This window comes from Pseudonocardia autotrophica (assembly GCF_003945385.1).
In the GTDB taxonomy this organism is placed as follows: domain Bacteria; phylum Actinomycetota; class Actinomycetes; order Mycobacteriales; family Pseudonocardiaceae; genus Pseudonocardia; species Pseudonocardia autotrophica.
In genome coordinates this window covers 1-16,615 of record NZ_AP018920.1, presented here as the reverse complement: position 1 = coordinate 16,615, position 16,615 = coordinate 1, and the positions used below count along the sequence as shown (strand labels likewise).

10 protein-coding genes, 2 tRNA genes and 2 pseudogenes are annotated in these 16,615 nt (G+C 70.7%); 2 read left to right on the top strand and 12 right to left on the bottom strand.

Going from position 1 to position 16,615, the window contains the following annotated elements:
* Positions 1-202 precede the first annotated feature (202 nt).
* Positions 203-481 (bottom strand): VOC family protein, encoded by a 279-nt coding sequence (locus Pdca_RS36210; RefSeq protein ID WP_269462874.1) that lies wholly within the window; start codon positions 479-481, stop codon positions 203-205.
* Between Pdca_RS36210 and Pdca_RS38150 the strand changes: the two are divergent.
* Positions 453-560, top strand: a pseudogene (locus Pdca_RS38150) (helix-turn-helix domain-containing protein); the annotation flags it as partial. The gene Pdca_RS36210 and the pseudogene Pdca_RS38150 overlap by 29 nt on opposite strands.
* 247 nt (positions 561-807) lie before the next feature.
* Here Pdca_RS38150 and Pdca_RS00055 read toward each other — a convergent pair.
* The 10 genes and pseudogenes from Pdca_RS00055 to dnaN form a co-directional block, all read right to left on the bottom strand.
* Positions 808-883: transfer RNA gene (locus tag Pdca_RS00055), tRNA-Ala, on the bottom strand.
* Between the two features lie 35 nt (positions 884-918).
* Positions 919-1,029 carry a DLW-39 family protein gene (locus Pdca_RS36565; protein ID WP_211286625.1) on the bottom strand — a complete coding sequence of 37 codons (111 nt, stop codon included), beginning with the start codon at positions 1,027-1,029 and terminating at the stop codon, positions 919-921.
* A gap of 38 nt (positions 1,030-1,067) precedes the next feature.
* A tRNA-Ile gene (locus Pdca_RS00050) sits at positions 1,068-1,141 on the bottom strand.
* A gap of 92 nt (positions 1,142-1,233) precedes the next feature.
* Positions 1,234-2,010 carry a DUF3566 domain-containing protein gene (locus Pdca_RS00045; RefSeq protein ID WP_232021336.1) on the bottom strand — a complete coding sequence of 259 codons (777 nt, stop codon included), beginning with the start codon at positions 2,008-2,010 and terminating at the stop codon, positions 1,234-1,236.
* 102 nt (positions 2,011-2,112) lie between these two features.
* Positions 2,113-4,623, bottom strand: a complete 2,511-nt coding sequence (gyrA, locus tag Pdca_RS00040; RefSeq protein ID WP_085914068.1) for a DNA gyrase subunit A — start codon at positions 4,621-4,623, stop codon at positions 2,113-2,115.
* A 45-nt stretch (positions 4,624-4,668) separates the two neighbouring features.
* Positions 4,669-6,732, bottom strand: coding sequence for a DNA topoisomerase (ATP-hydrolyzing) subunit B (gene gyrB / locus Pdca_RS00035; protein ID WP_085914067.1), 2,064 nt, complete (start codon positions 6,730-6,732; stop codon positions 4,669-4,671).
* Positions 6,733-7,226: 494 nt separating this feature from the next.
* Complete coding sequence (locus Pdca_RS00030) at positions 7,227-7,781, bottom strand: DciA family protein (protein WP_197719879.1); 555 nt, start codon at positions 7,779-7,781, stop codon at positions 7,227-7,229.
* A gap of 480 nt (positions 7,782-8,261) precedes the next feature.
* Positions 8,262-9,437 (bottom strand): annotated as a pseudogene (recF, locus tag Pdca_RS00025) (DNA replication/repair protein RecF); the annotation flags it as partial.
* Positions 9,438-9,444: 7 nt separating this feature from the next.
* Positions 9,445-10,380: a phosphogluconate dehydrogenase (NAD(+)-dependent, decarboxylating) gene (gene gnd / locus Pdca_RS00020; RefSeq protein WP_085914066.1), complete on the bottom strand. Its 936-nt coding sequence runs from the start codon at positions 10,378-10,380 to the stop codon at positions 9,445-9,447.
* A 134-nt stretch (positions 10,381-10,514) separates the two neighbouring features.
* Positions 10,515-11,669, bottom strand: a complete 1,155-nt coding sequence (gene dnaN, locus Pdca_RS00015; RefSeq protein ID WP_085914065.1) for a DNA polymerase III subunit beta — start codon at positions 11,667-11,669, stop codon at positions 10,515-10,517.
* 1,379 nt (positions 11,670-13,048) lie between these two features.
* Here dnaN and Pdca_RS00010 point away from each other — a divergent pair.
* Entirely contained in the window at positions 13,049-14,305 is a 1,257-nt protein-coding gene (locus tag Pdca_RS00010) for an IS256 family transposase (RefSeq protein ID WP_125911181.1), read from the top strand.
* 521 nt (positions 14,306-14,826) lie between these two features.
* Here Pdca_RS00010 and dnaA read toward each other — a convergent pair.
* Positions 14,827-16,515 (bottom strand): chromosomal replication initiator protein DnaA, encoded by a 1,689-nt coding sequence (gene dnaA / locus Pdca_RS00005; protein ID WP_085915073.1) that lies wholly within the window; start codon positions 16,513-16,515, stop codon positions 14,827-14,829.
* Positions 16,516-16,615: the final 100 nt, after the last annotated feature.

The following is a 16,615-nucleotide window of genomic DNA, read 5'->3' as shown; positions in this document are numbered from 1 at the left end:
GCCCGCGGCCACTGCTGCGGTCCGACAGCACCGTTCCGGGCTGGCCACCCTGAGCAGTCAGACCTCTATGAGCAAGCCGACCGGCCATAAGCCGGGTGGCACGACCCCGCTCCCGTCAGGCCATTGCCAGATAATCACTATGTGATCTTAAGAACGGGCATCACTGCAGCTCAGCGCGGTGGAGACGATGGGAATCGAACCCCTACCCCCACCTTGAAAACGCGAACCGGGCTCGTCGATTGCCTGCGGGGTCCCGGACGGCGAGGTCGCGCGCTCCGTATGGCTGCTCCGTCGGCTCCTGTACAACCTCGGCGCCGCCGGCGACGACTCGCTCGAAGGCTGCGTCAAGCTCGGGCGTCGAGAGGAGAACCCGAGCGTAGGTGCCCCTGAGTTCAGCCGGTCGTAGCACTTGATCTTCGTTGGTCGGCGGGACAGGATGTCTCGTGCGTGTGATGTTGACGTTGTCGGATCGGAAGGAGATCTCCCGGGGCCTGGCCGAGGGGTTGCAGTACAGGCAGATCGCGCTCGGGTTGGGGCGCGATCGGTCGGTGATCTCGCGTGAGGTCGCTCGGTACGGCGGTCGCGCCGAGTATCGGGCGGCTGCTGATGAGCAGGATCGTGCTCGGTGGGAGCGCCCGAAGCGCCTCGCGGTGGAGCGCTCACCGCGGCTGCGGGAGGTCGTGACCGGGGTGTTGCACGATGGGCGGTCCCCTGCGTCGGTCGCGGGCCGGTTGCCGATCGACTATCCCGACGATCACGCTTGCCGGGTGTCTGAAGACCGTCGCAGGCGCAAACCTGCTGGTCAGATGGTGGAGACGAGGGGAATCGAACCCCTAACCCCCGCCTTGCAAAGGCGGTGCTCTGCCAATTGAGCTACGTCCCCGGGTGAGTGCGACTCACCGTACCCGGTGGACGGGTTCAGCGAGTCGTGGCCTCGTGCCACAGGTCATCGGACCCGACACCGCGGAGGCGGGACCAGCCGACATACGCGGCGCCGGCAACCAGGGCCAGGACGAGCAGCTTCTTCATCGACTGTCTCCTCACGAGTACTTCGGAGGCGGGAGGTGTGGGCCTAGCTGGATTTGAACCAGCGACCTCATCGTTATCAGCGATGCGCTCTAACCAACTGAGCTATAGGCCCTTGCGACAAGAGGAACAGTACCGCACGGGGTCGAGCGGGTTACCGGCGGGGTACTCCCCCAGGACTCGCCGGAACCCGTGCGGAGCAGGCCCTCAGTCGCGCTCGGACAGGGTGACCTCGACGCCACCGACGAGGTCGGCCGCGACGTTGTAGACGAAGGCGACGATCGTGATGGCGACGGCGAACAGCAGGCTGTTGACGGCGCCGACGACGGCCGCGAGACCGAAGACCCGGCCGGCGCTGATCAGCGCCCCGCCGGTCTCCTCCTGACCGGTGACGAGGTCGGCGTAGGTGCCGTTGAGCCGGTCCCACACGCCCATCCCGCCGAGCACCCCGTACAGCACGCCCGCGGCGACCATCCACACCAGCCACAGCACGATCGCCAGTGCCAGCGCCATCTTCAGCACCGACCACGGGTCGAATCGCTTGAGCTGCAGCAGCGCCTGCCGCGGTGGACGGTTGCGGACCGACGCGCGCGGCGTCTCGGCACCCGTCTCCCGCTGCTCCGGCTCGCGGACCGCGGTCGCGGCGCCACCGGCCGCCGGCGCGGTGAGGAACGCGGTCGGCGCCTCACTCAGCAGCGAGTCGGCCACGGTCGGCTGCTCCGCCTCCAGCTGCTGCTCGTTCGGGTCCGGCACCCGGCGCCACGGCGGCGGGGAGGCACCCGCCGGATCGACCGCGGCGGGCTCCTCCACCACGGGCTCGGTCCGCGGGACGGGGCTCGGCTGCACGTCGGGAGACGGTGCTGCCGGGGGTGCGCCGTCAGCGACGGGGGCCGGGTCGGCTGCCGGGACGCCGGACTGGTCCGCGTCGGTGGCGACGGTGCGGCCCTCGTCCGGCGACGACGGGGTGCGGTCGTCGGTGCTCACGAGCTGGAGCTCTCCTCGCTTGTCGGCGCTGCAGTCCTGCAGACGATCCGGGCCGGTCGACGGCGCGGTGGCCGGTCATGTCGACCGGCCACCGCGATCCGCCTACGCCTGCTGGCCCGGGTCCTCCTCGGTCTCCTCCGCGTTGCGGGCGACCGCCAGCAGCGTGGAGCTCTCGCCCAGGTTCATCAGGCGGACTCCCTTCGTCTGCCGGCCGGCCTTCCGCACCTCGCGGGCCGAGGTCCGGATGACCCCGCCGGTGGAGGTGATCGCGTACAGCTCGTCGTCGATCCCGACGATGAGTGCACCGACCAGCGTGCCACGGCGACGGTCGTACTGGAGCGTCAACACTCCCTTCCCGCCACGACCCTGGACCGGATAGTCCTCGATCGGAGTGCGCTTCGCGTAGCCGCCGGTGGTGGCGACCAGTAGGAAGGTGTCCGGGCGGATCACGCCGAGTGCGAGCAGCTGGTCACCGCTGTTGAAGCGCATGCCCAGCACGCCGGACGTCGCCCGGCCCATCGGGCGCAGCGCGTCGTCGGTGGCGGTGAACCGGATCGACTGCCCCTCCGCGGAGACGAGCAGCAGGTCGTCGTCGGGGGAGCAGAGCACGGCGCCGACCAGCTCGTCGTCGTCGCGCAGGTTGATGCCGATCAGGCCGCCGGTGCGGTTGGAGTCGAAGTCGGTGAGCCGCGACTTCTTCACCAGGCCGTTTCGCGTCGCCAGGACGAGATACGGCCGCGCCTGGTAGTCCTTGATCTGCATGACCTGGGCGATCTCCTCCTCCGGCTGCAGAGCCAGGAGGTTCGCCAGGTGCTGACCGCGGGCCGTCCGGTTGGCCTCGGGCAGCTCGTAGGCCTTGAGCCGGTAGACCCGCCCGCGGTTGGTGAAGAACAGCATCCAGTCGTGCGTGGAGCAGACGAAGAAGTGGGCGACGATGTCGTCCTGCTTCAGCGCCGCACCCTGCACGCCCTTGCCGCCGCGCTTCTGCGCCCGGTAGAGGTCGGTCTTCGTGCGCTTCGCGTAGCCGGTCCGGGTGATCGTGACGACGACGTCCTCGACCGCGATCAGGTCCTCGTCGGTGACGTCGCCGTCGTAGCCGACGATCCGGGTCCGGCGGTCGTCGCCGTGCTTCTCGACGATCTCGATCAGCTCGTCACGGACGATCGCGCGCTGCCGCTCCGGCCGGGCCAGGATGTCCTGGTAGTCGGCGATCTCGAGCTCGATCTCGGCGAGCTCGTCGACGATCTTCTGCCGCTCCAGTGCGGCGAGCCGGCGCAGCTGCATGTCCAGGATGGCCTGGGCCTGGATGTCGTCGACGTCGAGCAGGTCGATCAGGCCGGCGCGGGCGACGTCGACCGTGGCCGACGCCCGGATCAGCGCGATGACCTCGTCGAGGGCGTCGAGCGCCTTGACCAGACCACGCAGGATGTGGGCCCGCTCCTCGGCCTTGCGCAGCCGGTAGCGCGTCCGCCGGACGATGACCTCGATCTGGTGCCGCACGTAGTGCCGGACGACCTGGTCCAGGCGCAGCGTGCGCGGCACGCCGTCGACGATCGACAGCATGTTCACACCGAAGCTGTGCTGCAGCTGGGTGTGCTTGTAGAGGTTGTTCAGCACGACCTTGGCGACCGCATCGCGCTTGAGCGTGATGACGATCCGCATGCCGATCCGGTCACTCGACTCGTCGACGACCTCGGAGATCCCGGCGATCTTGCCGTCGCGGACCATGGTCGCGATCGACTCGATGAGGTTGTCCGGGTTCACCACGTAGGGCAGCTCGGTGACCACCAGCGTGGTCCGGCCCTTCGTGTCCTCCTCGACCTCGACGACCGCGCGCATCCGGATGGAGCCGCGGCCGGTCCGGTAGGCCGACTCGATGCCGTCCCGGCCGACGATCAGGCCGTGGGTCGGGAAGTCCGGCCCCTTGATGCGCTCCATGAGCGCATCGAGCAGCTCGTCGTCGGTGGCGTCCGGGTTCTCCAGCGCCCAGACGACGCCGTCCCCGACCTCGCGCAGGTTGTGCGGCGGGATGTTCGTCGCCATCCCGACCGCGATGCCGGAGCTGCCGTTGATCAGCAGGTTCGGCACCCGGGACGGCAGGACGACCGGTTCCTGGGTCTTGCCGTCGTAGTTGTCGAGGAAGTCGACGGTGTCCTCGTCGATGTCCTGCAACATCGCCATCGCCAGCGGCGAGAGCCGGCACTCGGTGTACCGCATGGCCGCGGCCGGGTCGTTGCCGCGGGAGCCGAAGTTGCCCTGCCCGGAGATCAACGGGTAGCGCATCGACCATGGCTGGGCCATCCGGACGAGGGCGTCGTAGATCGCCGAGTCACCGTGCGGGTGGTAGTTACCCATCACGTCGCCGACGACGCGGGCGCACTTGACGTACGACCGTTCGGGGCGGAAGCCGTTCTCCCCCATCGAGTAGAGGACGCGGCGGTGGACCGGCTTGAGGCCGTCCTCCACCAGCGGCAGCGCACGCCCGACGATCACGCTCATCGCGTAGTCGATGTAGGAGCGCTGCATCTCCTGCTGGATGTCGACCGGTTCGACCCGGCCCCCACCCTCTCCGCCGCCCGCGGCGGGGGCCGCGGGATCGATCGTGTCCGTCACGAAGTCTCCTGTGAGTTCATACGTCCGTCTGGATCAGATGTGTGATCAGACGTCCAGGAAGCGCACGTCCTTGGCGTTGCGGGTGATGAAGGACCGGCGGGACTCGACGTCCTCGCCCATCAGCACCGAGAACAGCTCGTCGGCAGTCGCGGCGTCGTCCAGGCTGACCTGGTAGAGGAGCCGGTTGGACGGGTCCATCGTGGTCTCCCACAGCTCCTTGGCGTTCATCTCGCCGAGGCCCTTGTAGCGCTGCACGCCCTCTTCCTTGGGCAGCTTCTTGCCCGCGGCCCGGCCGGCCTCGATCAGGCCGTCCCGCTCGCGGTCGGAGTAGGCGTACTCCGGCTCGCTGCCCCGGCCACCCCACTTGATCTTGTAGAGCGGCGGTGCCGCCAGGAAGACGTGACCGTTCTCGATCAGCGGGCGCATGAACCGGAACAGCAGTGTGAGCAGCAGCGTCCGGATGTGCTGGCCGTCGACGTCGGCGTCGGCCATCAGCACCAGCTTGTGGTACCGCAGCTTCGCGAGATCGAAGTCGTCGTGGATGCCGGTGCCCATCGCGGTGATGATCGACTGGACCTCGGTGTTCTTGAGGACCCGGTCGATCCGCGCCTTCTCGACGTTGATGATCTTGCCGCGGATCGGCAGGATCGCCTGGTGCATCGAGTCGCGGCCGGCCTTTGCCGAGCCGCCGGCGGAGTCGCCCTCCACGATGTAGAGCTCGCAGCTCTCCGGGTCCCGGGACCGGCAGTCGGACAGCTTGCCGGGCAGGCCGCCGATGTCGCCGGCGCTCTTGCGGCGGACCAGCTCGCGGGCGCGGCGCGCGGCGAGCCGGGCCTGCGCCGAGGAGACCGCCTTGTTGACGATCGTCTTCGCCTCGTTGGGGTTGCGCTCGAACCAGTCGGCGAGCCACTCGTTGGACACCCGCTGGACGAACGACTTGACCTCGGTGTTGCCGAGCTTGGTCTTCGTCTGGCCCTCGAACTGCGGCTCGGAGATCTTGACCGAGACGATCGCGGCGAGGCCCTCGCGGATGTCGTCCCCGGACAGCGCCGGGTCCTTCTCCTTGATCAGCTTCTTGTCGCGGGCGTACCGGTTGACGGTCGCGGTGAGCGCGTGCCGGAAGCCCTCCTCGTGGGTGCCGCCCTCGTGCGTGTTGATCGTGTTCGCGAACGTGTAGACCGACTCGGAGTAGCCGGAGTTCCACTGCATCGCGACCTCGACCTGGTGGCCGGGGCCCTCGCCGGTGTAGGCGACGATCTTGCGGTGGATCGGGTCCTTGGACTTGTTCAGGTGCGCGACGAAGTCCTCGAGCCCGTTCGGGTAGTGGAAGACGTACTCCTTGGGCTTCGCGACGTAGCCCTCGGCGTCCGGCTCCTCGTCGGTGTCGACCACCGGCGCGGCCTCGACCGGGTTGCCGTCCTCGTCGACCGCGTCGCTCGACGGCAGCTCGCTCGACCGCTCCGGGCGGCGCTCGTCGCGCAGGACCATCGTCAGGCCCTTGTTGAGGAACGTCTGCTCCTGCAGCCGGCGCCGGATCGTCTCCAGCGTGTAGCTGGTCGTCTCGAAGATCGTCGGATCGGCCCAGTAGGTGATCGTGGTGCCGGTGTCGGACTTCTTCGTGGTGCCGGCCTCGATCAGCTCGCCGGGCTTCGCGTGGTCGTAGTGCTGCTTCCAGATCACGCCGTCCTTGCGGACCTCGACGTCGAGCGCGGTGGACAGCGCGTTCACGACCGACACGCCGACGCCGTGCAGACCGCCGGAGACCGCGTAGGATTTGTCGTCGAACTTGCCGCCTGCGTGCAGGCTGGTCAGCACGACCTCGATGGTCGGCTTCTTCTCCGCCGGGTGCATCTCGACCGGGATGCCACGACCGTCGTCCTCCACCCGGACGCCGCCGTCGGCCTGCAGGGTCACCACGACCTTCGTGGCGTGACCGGCCATGGCCTCGTCGACCGAGTTGTCCACCACCTCCCAGATCAGGTGGTGCAGGCCCCGCTCACCGGTGGAACCGATGTACATGCCGGGCCGCTTGCGGACCGCCTCCAGCCCCTTGAGGACCGTGATGGACGACGCGCCGTAGGCGTTCTTCGCTGCCTTGTCCTGAGCCACGAGTAGCTGGTTCTCCTCGCCACGTGAACCGCCGACGATCCGCAGACGCCGCAGAGACGCGACGACCGTCGATCCGGTTCCACCGAACGGGCGCTCTGTTCATGTCAGGGGAGCCACCCGGGAACACCTCACAAGTCTACCCGTCAGCACCGACAGAAAGGCGGTCAGGACCCGCCTAGAAGCGTCACAGACGGGCGAACGGCTCTCGCTGCGGGATGTTCCGTGCGGACCCGGGGCCGAACGGTGCCGCGGACGTGTCATCTCGCGCTCACCGGCGACGTGAGCCGCGCGGCCCGGCGCACGCGTATTCCGACCTGTTTCGCGCCCCTGCGGCAGGCAGGGCGCCGTCACGCGCACGAGGCGTCCGGGCCGGGCGGTGCGAACCGTCCGCGACACCGGGTCACCGATCCCGCGCAGCGCACGGACCTTTCGTGGGCCGCACGGCTGTTCTCGTGACTCCGGGTGGATGTGACGGCCGCGGTGCCGGGCGACCGTCAGCCGTAGGTGTCACGGGGGCCGCGGCCGCGCACGTGCCGTGGTCCGTGCCGCCAGCTGGGGCCGCTGGGGCCGACCACCCGGATCCGCCGCACGACGTCCGGGCCCACCGCCGCCGACAACCTGGTCAGCAGCTGCCGCTGCAGCGTCCGCAGCTGGGTGGCCCAGGCGGTCGACTCGGCCTGCAACGTCAGCTCGCCGTCGCGCAGCGACACCGGGATGCAGTGGTCGGCGACGTCCGAGCCGACCAGCTGCGGCCAGCGCCCGAGGACGGTGGCGTCGGTGAGCCGGGACGACCAGCCCCGGTCCATCGAGACCCGGGACACCACCCGGCCGAACGGCTGCGGGTCCCGATCGTCGGGCCCGGATCCGGACCAGCGCCGGCGCCTGCCCCGCCCGGACACCACCCGCAGCTTCGGACGGGCCTCCTCGGCCCGCTCGTCCGCCTTGCGCGCCGTTGCCTCCCGCGCCGCACGCAGTGCGTCCCGGGCGAGATCGGCGCCGCGCAGACCGGCCCGCTCTCCCGCCAGGAGATCACCCTGTTCGCCCGGCACTCCGCCGCCCGTGACCGGGCCGTGATCGGTGACCGGATCATCGCCCGGCCGTCCATCCCCAGGACGAGCGCCGTTCGCTCCCCCGTCACGACGCCGTGTCCGGGGGTTCCCGGTTCCTCGGCGGCGGCCGTTCCCCGTACCTCCGGAGTTATCCACAGAATCCACAGGCTTGTCCCCAGGTCGCTGTGATGCGGTCGAGATCTCTGCGACGGTGAGTCGCTGCAACGGTCACGCCACTCCCTCGTCCGGCTCCGCGCCGGTCGATGCCCCGGTGGCTGCTCCGGTCGACACCGCTGCGGACGCTTCGGCCGGCGTCCCGGTGGCTGCTCCGGTCGGTGCCTCAGCGGGTGCTTCGGTGGCTGTTTCGAGCGACGTCTCTGCGGATGTCTCTGCGCACGCCTCTGCGGCTGCCTCGGTCGGTGCCTCGGTGGACGCCACGCTGGATGTCTCGGTGGGCGCCGCGGCCGATGCGGCGCCCTCCCGGACGACCCGGCGGTCCCCGACGTGGAACCGGACACCGTCCAGCTCGCGCGGGACGTCCTCGGCGACGGCCGCCGTCACCAGTACCTGCTCGGCCCCCGAGACCAGCCCGGCCAACGCCCGCCGGCGGGTGGCGTCGAGCTCGGCGAACACGTCGTCGAGCACCAGGACCGGTTCGACGTCGTCGGCGTGCAGCAGACGGTACGACGCCAGCCGCAGGGCCAGCGCGAACGCCCACGACTCGCCGTGGCTGGCGTACCCCTTCGCCGGGCCCTCTCCGAGCGCGAGCTCCAGCTCGTCGCGGTGCGGGCCGACCAGGCACACCCCGCGCTCGATCTCCTGGCGCCGGACGTCGGCGAGCCGGGCGAGCAACAGTGCCTCCAGCTCGTCGGTCGACGACGGCAGGTCCGCCACCCCGTCGGTGCCGAGGCTGGACCGGTAGTCCAGCCCGATCAGGTCCGACGACGGCGCGATCTGCGCGAAGGCCTCCCTGGCGTACGGGGCGAGTGCGACGACCAGCTCGCGGCGCCCGGCGAGCAGCGCGGCCCCGGTGCGGGCGAGATGCCCGTCCCAGACCTCGAGGGTGGTCAGATCGTCGGGCAGGTCCTCGGCCGCCGGCGTGTCGGCCCGCGGCCGTGGCCGCCCCCGGGGCCCGGCCCGCAGGGCCGGCTTCGCCGACTTGAGCAGCGCGGATCGCTGGCGCAGCACCTTGTCGTAGTCCGAGCGGACGCCTGCGAACCGGGGGAATCGCGCGACCAGCAGCTCGTCGAGGAAACGCCGTCGTTCCGAGGGGTCGCCGCGGACCAGCGCCAGATCCTCCGGCGCGAACAGCACGCTGCGCAGGATCCCCAGGACGTCACGCGGGCGGGACACCGGGGACCGGTTCACCCTGGCCCGGTTCTGCTTACCGGAGTTGATCTCCAGCTCGACGCCGAGCTTGCGACCGTGATGGTGCACTTCGCCACGGAGGACGGCCTGTTCGGCGCCGCGCCGGATCAACGGGACATCGGAGGTGACCCGGTGCGACCCGAGCGAGGCGAGATATCCGACGCCCTCGACCAGGTTCGTCTTTCCCGCTCCGTTCGACCCGACCAGCACCGTGACGCCGGGGTCGAGCTCCAGCTCGGCCTCCGGCCAGGACCGGAAGTCGGTGACCGAGAACCGCCTGAGGTACACCGAGCGGTCAGCCTCCCGCCCCGGACGCCGGACCAGCCTTGTCACCGGGTGCCCCGGCCGGGCCGGACCTCTTCACGGCGTGCCCGCCGAACTGCTGACGCAGCGCGGCCACCGCCTTCATCGCCGGCGACTCGTCCTGCCGGGAGGAGAACCGGGCGAACAGCGCGGCGGAGATCACCGGCAGCGGCACGGCGTGATCGATGGCCTCCTCGATCGTCCACCGGCCCTCGCCGGAGTCGTCGACCCACGCCTCGAGCTCGTCCAGGTCGGGATCGTCCTTGAGCGCGGCGACCAGTAGGTCCAGCAGCCAGGAGCGCACCACGGTCCCGCGCGACCAGGCCTGGATCACCCCGGGGACGTCGGTGATCAGCTCGCTGGCCTGCATCAGCTCGAAGCCCTCGGCGTAGGCCTGCATGAGGCCGTACTCGATGCCGTTGTGCACCATCTTGGAGAAGTGGCCGGCGCCGACCGGGCCGGCGTGCGCGAAGCCCTCCTCCCGCGCACCCTCCGGCCGGAGCGCGTCGAAGATCGGCATGGCGCGGGCGATGTGCTCGTCCTCGCCGCCGGCCATCAGGCCGTAGCCGTTGTCCTTGCCCCAGATTCCGCCGGAGACACCGCAGTCGATGTAGCCGACGCCGTGCTCGGCGAGCAGTGCGGCGTTCGGCCGGTCGTCGGTGTAGCGGGAGTTGCCGCCCTCGATGACCAGGTCGCCGGACTCCAGCACGGTGGCGAGGGTGGCGATCGTGTTCCGGGTGGGCTCACCGGAGGGCACCATGACCCACACCGTCCGCGGCGCCTCGAGGGCAGCCGCGAGATCGGCCAGCGAGCCGACGTCGCTGACCTCGGGGCGAGGGTCGAAACCGATCACTTCGTGGCCGGCGGCGCGGAGCCGTTCCCGCATGTTGCCGCCCATGCGGCCGAGCCCGATCAGACCGATCTGCACAGCGAGTGCCCCCTCCGTCCGTGCCGCCGTCCGCGTCGTGGGACCGGCGGGCGGCGTCGATCACGCCGGCAGCAAGTCTTCCCTCTCCGCCCCGGTCGTGCACCGGCGGGGCCGGGAGGCGGATCGCGGCCGGCTCAGCCCGGGAGCCGGACCGGCATCAGCAGGTGCAGGTATCCGGACTTCTCCGGCGACGGCGCCTCCTCGGCGTCGTCGGTGGCGGGCTTCGGCACCGGCCGGACGAGCGCCGGCCGGTTCGGCGTGGTGAAGGTCAGCTGCGCACGGTCGGTGTGCAGCGCGCCGAGCGAGTCGAGCAGGTAGCCCGGGTTGAAGGCGATGGTCAGCGGGTTGCCGTCCAGCGCGCAGGGGAGCTCCTCCTCGGCGGAGCCGACGTCGTCGCCGCCGGCGGCCAGGCGCAGACCGTCCTCGCCGAACTCCAGCCGGATCTGGGCGACCCGGTCGGCGACCAGCGAGACGCGTTTGATCGCCTCGACCAGCAGCGCCACGTCGAGCTCGACGGCGGTCGTGTGCTCGGCCGGGATCAGCTGGCGGAACCGCGGGAACTCGGCGTCGAGCAGCCGGCTGGTGGAACGTCGGCCACCGCCGGTCAGGCCCAGCATGCCGTCGCCGGCGGACAGCGAGATCTCGACGGTGCCGGAGCCCGCGAGCGTCTTGGCGACCTCGGCGAGCGTCTTCGCCGGGATGAGCACGGCGGTCGAGATCGACGCGTCTTCCGGGACCCACTCGAGCTCGCGGACGGCGAGCCGGAACCGGTCGGTGGCCGCCAGGGTCAGCTGGGATCCCTCGATCTCGAGCCGGACACCGGTCAGCATCGGGAGCGTGTCGTCCCGGCCGGACGCGACGGCCACCTGGGCGACGGCAGCGGCGAGCGCATCGGCCGCGACGGAGCCCGCCTTCTGCGGCATCTCGGGCAGCTGCGGGTAGTCCTCGACCGGCATCGTCGGGAGGCTGAACCGGCTGTTGCCGCAGTTGATCGTGGCGCGCGACCCGTCGACCACCAGGTCGACCGGCTTGGACGGCAGCGCCCGGGTGATGTCGGCCAGCAGCCGCCCGGAGACCAGCATGCGGCCGGGCTCGCCGACGGTCGCATCGAGCTCGACCCGGGCCGAGGTCTCGTAGTCGAAGCCGGAGACCGTCAGCCGTTCGCCGGCCTCGCCGTCGGACTGGATGAGGACTCCGCCGAGCACGGGCACCGGCGGGCGCGCCGGAAGGCTGCGGGCCACCCAGGCAGCCGCGTCCGCAAGGACGTCGCGTTCGACCCGGAACTTCATCAAGGACCTTCCCCGGTAGCGCCTCGGCCCGTGGCCCGTCCGGGCCCGGACCGCCGACGGGACGGCGGTGCGTCGGCGAACCGGTGCCCTCTCTCGCGGCGGTCGTGTCCTGCCGCCGGGAGGCGGCTGCTGCGAGATCGGGATCCGGGGTTCGCCGGGACGCTCACGGTAGAGCCTCCCACCGACAGTTTCCACGCCGCCCCGGCGGTGACCGGACGGACGTCGACGACCGGCTGTGTCGGTGGAGGGACCCCATCCGTGTTTCCTCCACACACCTCTTCTTGAGTAGTAGAGAAGAAGGAGAGAAGAACAGTCGTAGTAGTAAGTCCTGTGCACAGTGTGGATGGACTGTATCGAGGCTGGTCAGCAGGCCGCGTCGACTGGGGACGCGGCGGTGGGGGCACCCGTTGACAGGTCGCCGCGGCGGTGGACGGGTGGCCCGCTCCCCCGTCCGTCCCCGATCCATCCCGGGTTCGAGGGGGAGTTGTCCACGGATCGTGGGCCATCCGTCCACGGGCTCGGCGCGATCCATCCACAGAGTTGTCCCCAGATGTGGGTGGAAACGTGCTGGATCGTGGACCGAGGGTGATGGGGACCGCACGACGAACGGCACCCTGGCGTTGCGCCCTGAACCCACATTCGCCTCATGCGCCACAATCCGGTCGACGGAGGGTGACGACCGGGCCGGCATGGATGATCACCTGCTCGGGTGGCGGTGCGCCCAGTGCCCATTACCGGACGGCGAACGGAAGCTCCGGGAGCGACACGCCGGTGTCGGCACGCCGAACCCGATCGGGATCGCCGTGCAGCCGGGCCGGACGCCGGAACATGCCGTCGCCGAGGTACCTGATCATCCCGGGCCGGTCGCGAACGCGCCGCAGAGAGCATCTGAGGGCCGGTAACCGTGTGGGTGCGACGGAATCGGTCCCGGCGCGGCCGGTGACCGGCCCTCAGAGCGCCGGAGCTGGTCCGGGGCGCTGTGGATCGAGGCCTCGGGCGGTGGACAACTCTGTCGCCGGGCGTCCGGATGGGCGTCCGGACGGGAGTTCCGGGCGGTGTCGGCGGTGCGTTGACCGTCCCGACGCCCGACGCCCGACGCCCGACGCTCCGACCCCCGGGCTCCCCGGTTGTGGACTCCCGGACCGCGTGCTTCCGGACTCGACCCCGAGTCCCGAACTCGACGCCCGGCCCGACTCCGACGATCCGGCAGAGCGACGATCCGGCAGGGCGGCCGCAACGGGGCTGCGCCGAACCGGTTACGTCCGCGGAGGTGGTGTACGGGTTCGTCGCTGGTGAGCGGCGTGGCGTCGTGACGTGAGACGGCCACCGCGTGATCTTTCTCGAGTACCGACCAAGGAACTCCAGGAAGGACCACCACGATGGCCGCACCACACAGTGTGGACCCTGCCCAGCTTGTCGAGGAGCTCGCCTCGGCGGGTGTGTCGCCGGATCTGTTGCAGACGATGATCGCGACGATGGCGAACGCGTTGATGTCGTCGCAGGCCGATCAGCAGTGCGGGGCCGGCTATGGCGAGCGCAGCAGCGAGCGGACGAACCAGCGCAACGGCTACCGGGCCCGGGAGTGGGACACCCGAGCGGGCACGATCGAGTTGGCGGTGCCGAAGCTGCGCCAGGGCTCCTATTTCCCGGACTGGCTGCTGACCCACCGCCGCCGCGCCGAGCAGGCCCTGGTCACCGTCGTGGCCACGGCCTACCTACTCGGTGTCTCCACCCGGCGGGTGGAGAAGCTGGCCGAACAACTCGGGGTGAAGTCGCTGTCGCGTTCGCAGGTCAGCGAGATGGCCACGCACCTCGACGGGCAGGTCGCCGCGTTCCGCGAGCGCCCGCTCGACCAGGGCCCGTACACGTTCGTGTGGGTCGACGCGCTCACGGTGAAGGTCCGCGAAGACGGCCGGGTGGTCAACTTGCACGCGCTGCTCGCGACCGGGGTGAACGCCGACGGGCACCGCGAGATCCTCGGCCTGGATGTGGCCTCCAGCGAGGACGGAGCGGGCTGGTTGGCGTTCCTGCGCGGTCTGGTCGCCCGCGGCCTGTCCGGGGTCCAGCTCGTCATCTCCGACGCCCATCCCGGCTTGGTGGCGGCGATCGCCTCGGCGTTGCCGGGTGCGGCGTGGCAGCGGTGTCGCACCCACTACCTGCGTAACCTGCTCTCCCGTGTTCCGAAGTCGGCGCAGCCGCATGTCGCTACGCAGGTGCGCACGATCTTCGACCAGCCCGACGCCGACGCCGTCACAGCCCAGTACGGACGCGTGGTCGACACTCTCACCGCGCGCTGGCCCGACGCAGCCAAGCACCTCGACAACGCCCGCGATGAGCTGCTGGCGTTCACCGCATATCCGCGCGAGGTCTGGCGCCAGATCTGGTCGAACAACCCTCAAGAGCGGCTGAACAAGGAGATCCGCCGTCGCACCGACGTGGTCGGGATCTTCCCCGGCCGCGACTCCCTGATCCGCCTCGTCGGCGCCGTCCTGGCCGAACAGAGTGATGAGTGGACCGAGAACCGCCGCTACATGGGCCTCGATCTACTGGCCCGCTCACGCATCCGCATCGTCACCACCGAAGCCGCACCGACCGGCAGCGAGGCACTCATGACAACCGAGGCAATAACCGCCTAGAATCCCGAACCAAGATCACGCGGAGTCGATCTCATACACCACTCCGCCGGACGTGACCGCCGAACCAGACGAGGCGGCCGAACCGGGGCAACATCGGGTCCCGATGGCCGCGTGGGCGCACCGCCCCAGGGCGACCGCGACGCCCGCACCGCACCGGACCGCGACGACACCGGGCTGACGACCGCGTGGGCGCGCGCCGCCTCACCGCGACCGTCACGCCTGGACCGCACCGGACCGCGACGACCCACAACGACAGGGACGACCGCGCCGGCCGACAACGACTGTGCCGGTCCGGCAGGACGGCGCCGTCCGGCACGACTGCACCGCTGGCACGACTGCACCGCCGGCACGACTGCACCACCCCGCAACAACTGCGCCGCCCGCGGCGACCGCAACAGCTACAGCGACCGCGCCGCCTCGCGGCGGCGGACTCCCCCGCAGCGGCGCATGTGTTCGAGACCGGGCGCGGCCGGACCGGGGCGCGGAGGGAGCGGGAGCAGTGCGGCGGGAGTGGCGCGGAGTCAGTGCCGGGCGCGCAGCTTGATCCGCGCGGTCAGCTCCTGCACCTGTTCGAAGGTCTTCCGCCGGAGCGAGATCTCGTTGCGGATCTTCTTGTCGGCGTGCATGACGGTCGTGTGGTCCCGGCCGCCGAAGGTCTGCCCGATCCGGGGCAGCGACAGGTCGGTCAGCTCGCGACACAGATACATCGCGATCTGCCGGGCCTGCGCGAGTGCCTTCGTCTTGCCCGGGCCGGACAGCTCGTCGAGCGTGAGGCCGAAGAACTCGGCGGTCACCGCCATGATCGTCGGCGCGGTGATCTCCGAGGCCGCGGAGTCCGGGATCAGGTCGCGCAGCACGATCTCGGCGAGCTGGGTGTCGACGGCCTGCCGGTTCAGCGACGCGAACGCCGTGACCCGGATCAGCGCGCCCTCGAGCTCACGGATGTTGCGCTCGATCCGCTCCGCGATGAACTCCAGCACCTCGCCGGGGACGGCGAGCCGGTCCTGCGCGGCCTTCTTGCGGAGGATCGCGATCCGCGTCTCCAGCTCGGGCGGCTGGATGTCGGTGATCAGCCCCCACTCGAACCGGGTGCGCATCCGGTCCTCGAGCGTCTCGAGGCGCTTCGGCGGCCGGTCGGAGGAGACGACGATCTGCTTGTTCGCGTTGTGGAGGGTGTTGAAGGTGTGGAAGAACTCCTCCTGCGTCCCCTCCTTGCCCTCCAGGAACTGGATGTCGTCGACCAGCAGGACGTCGACGTCGCGGTAGCGACGCTGGAAGGCGACCTTGCGGTCGTCGCGCAGGGAGTTGATGAAGTCGTTCGTGAACTCCTCGGTACTGACGTACCGGACCCGCATCCCCGGGAACAGCCGCTGGGCGTAGTGCCCGACGGCGTGCAGCAGGTGGGTCTTGCCCAGCCCGGACTCGCCCCAGATGAACAACGGGTTGTACGCCCGCGCCGGCGCCTCCGAGACCGCGACCGCGGCCGCGTGGCTGAACCTGTTCGACGCGCCGATGACGAACGTGTCGAAGGTGTACCGCTCGTTGAGCCGGGTCTGCGAGCGCGGCGCGACCGGGTCGCCCGCCTGCGGGGCGGTATAGGCGGGCCATGCCGTGCCACCGCCGGTGTCCCGGGCCGGTGGGTCGGGCTGGGTGGCCTGCGGTGCCCAGCCGCCGGGCGACACCGGCGCCGGCTCAGCGGGATTCGGGTGGTTGCGTGCGACGGGCTCGGCGGCCGGTTCACCGACGGCGGGCTCGGCGGCCACGGAGGCGCCGGTCTCCGACTCGTCGGTGGGTACGGCGGCTGGCTCACCGAGCTGCCGGGCCGGCCGGTCCGCGACACCGGTGTCCCGGGCGCTGTCCCCGGCCGATCCGCTCCGCGCGAGGCCGAACCCGGGCGGGTCGGGCACCTCGGTGCCACCGGAGGCGGCGGAGGCGTCGACGACGACGGCCAGGTTGACCGAGACCCCGAGATGCCTGCCCAGCGCGTCACTGATCGGCCGGCGCAGGATGCGCTCGATGGCGTCCTTGGCGAACTCGGAGGGTGCGGCGAGCAACGCGGTGCCGTCGAGCAGCCCGAGCGGCCGGGTGAGCCGGAGGAAGGCGCGCTGCTGGGGGGACAGGGCGGGAGCACCGGATTCCGCCGAGGAACCCGACAGATCAGCGATGACCCGGTTCCAGACACGGCCGAGATCGCCCGGCTGGTCGGTCATCCGCGGTTCCCCTTCCCGCTCGGCCGCCGTCCGCGGCTGCTCCCCCCGGACCAACCTGCCCTCTTACGTTCGGACGCGTCCACTGCACCTGCGCGCAGCT

Excerpts from the sequence above, each read along its gene's own strand:
- Pdca_RS36565 (WP_211286625.1), bottom strand. The coding sequence starts at position 1,029 with ATGAAGAAGCTGCTCGTCCTGGCCCTGGTTGCCGGCGCCGCGTATGTC.
- dnaN (WP_085914065.1), bottom strand. The coding sequence starts at position 11,669 with ATGAAGTTCCGGGTCGAACGCGACGTCCTTGCGGACGCGGCTGCCTGG.
- Pdca_RS00010 (WP_125911181.1), top strand. The coding sequence starts at position 13,049 with ATGGCCGCACCACACAGTGTGGACCCTGCCCAGCTTGTCGAGGAGCTC.
- dnaA (WP_085915073.1), bottom strand. The coding sequence starts at position 16,515 with ATGACCGACCAGCCGGGCGATCTCGGCCGTGTCTGGAACCGGGTCATC.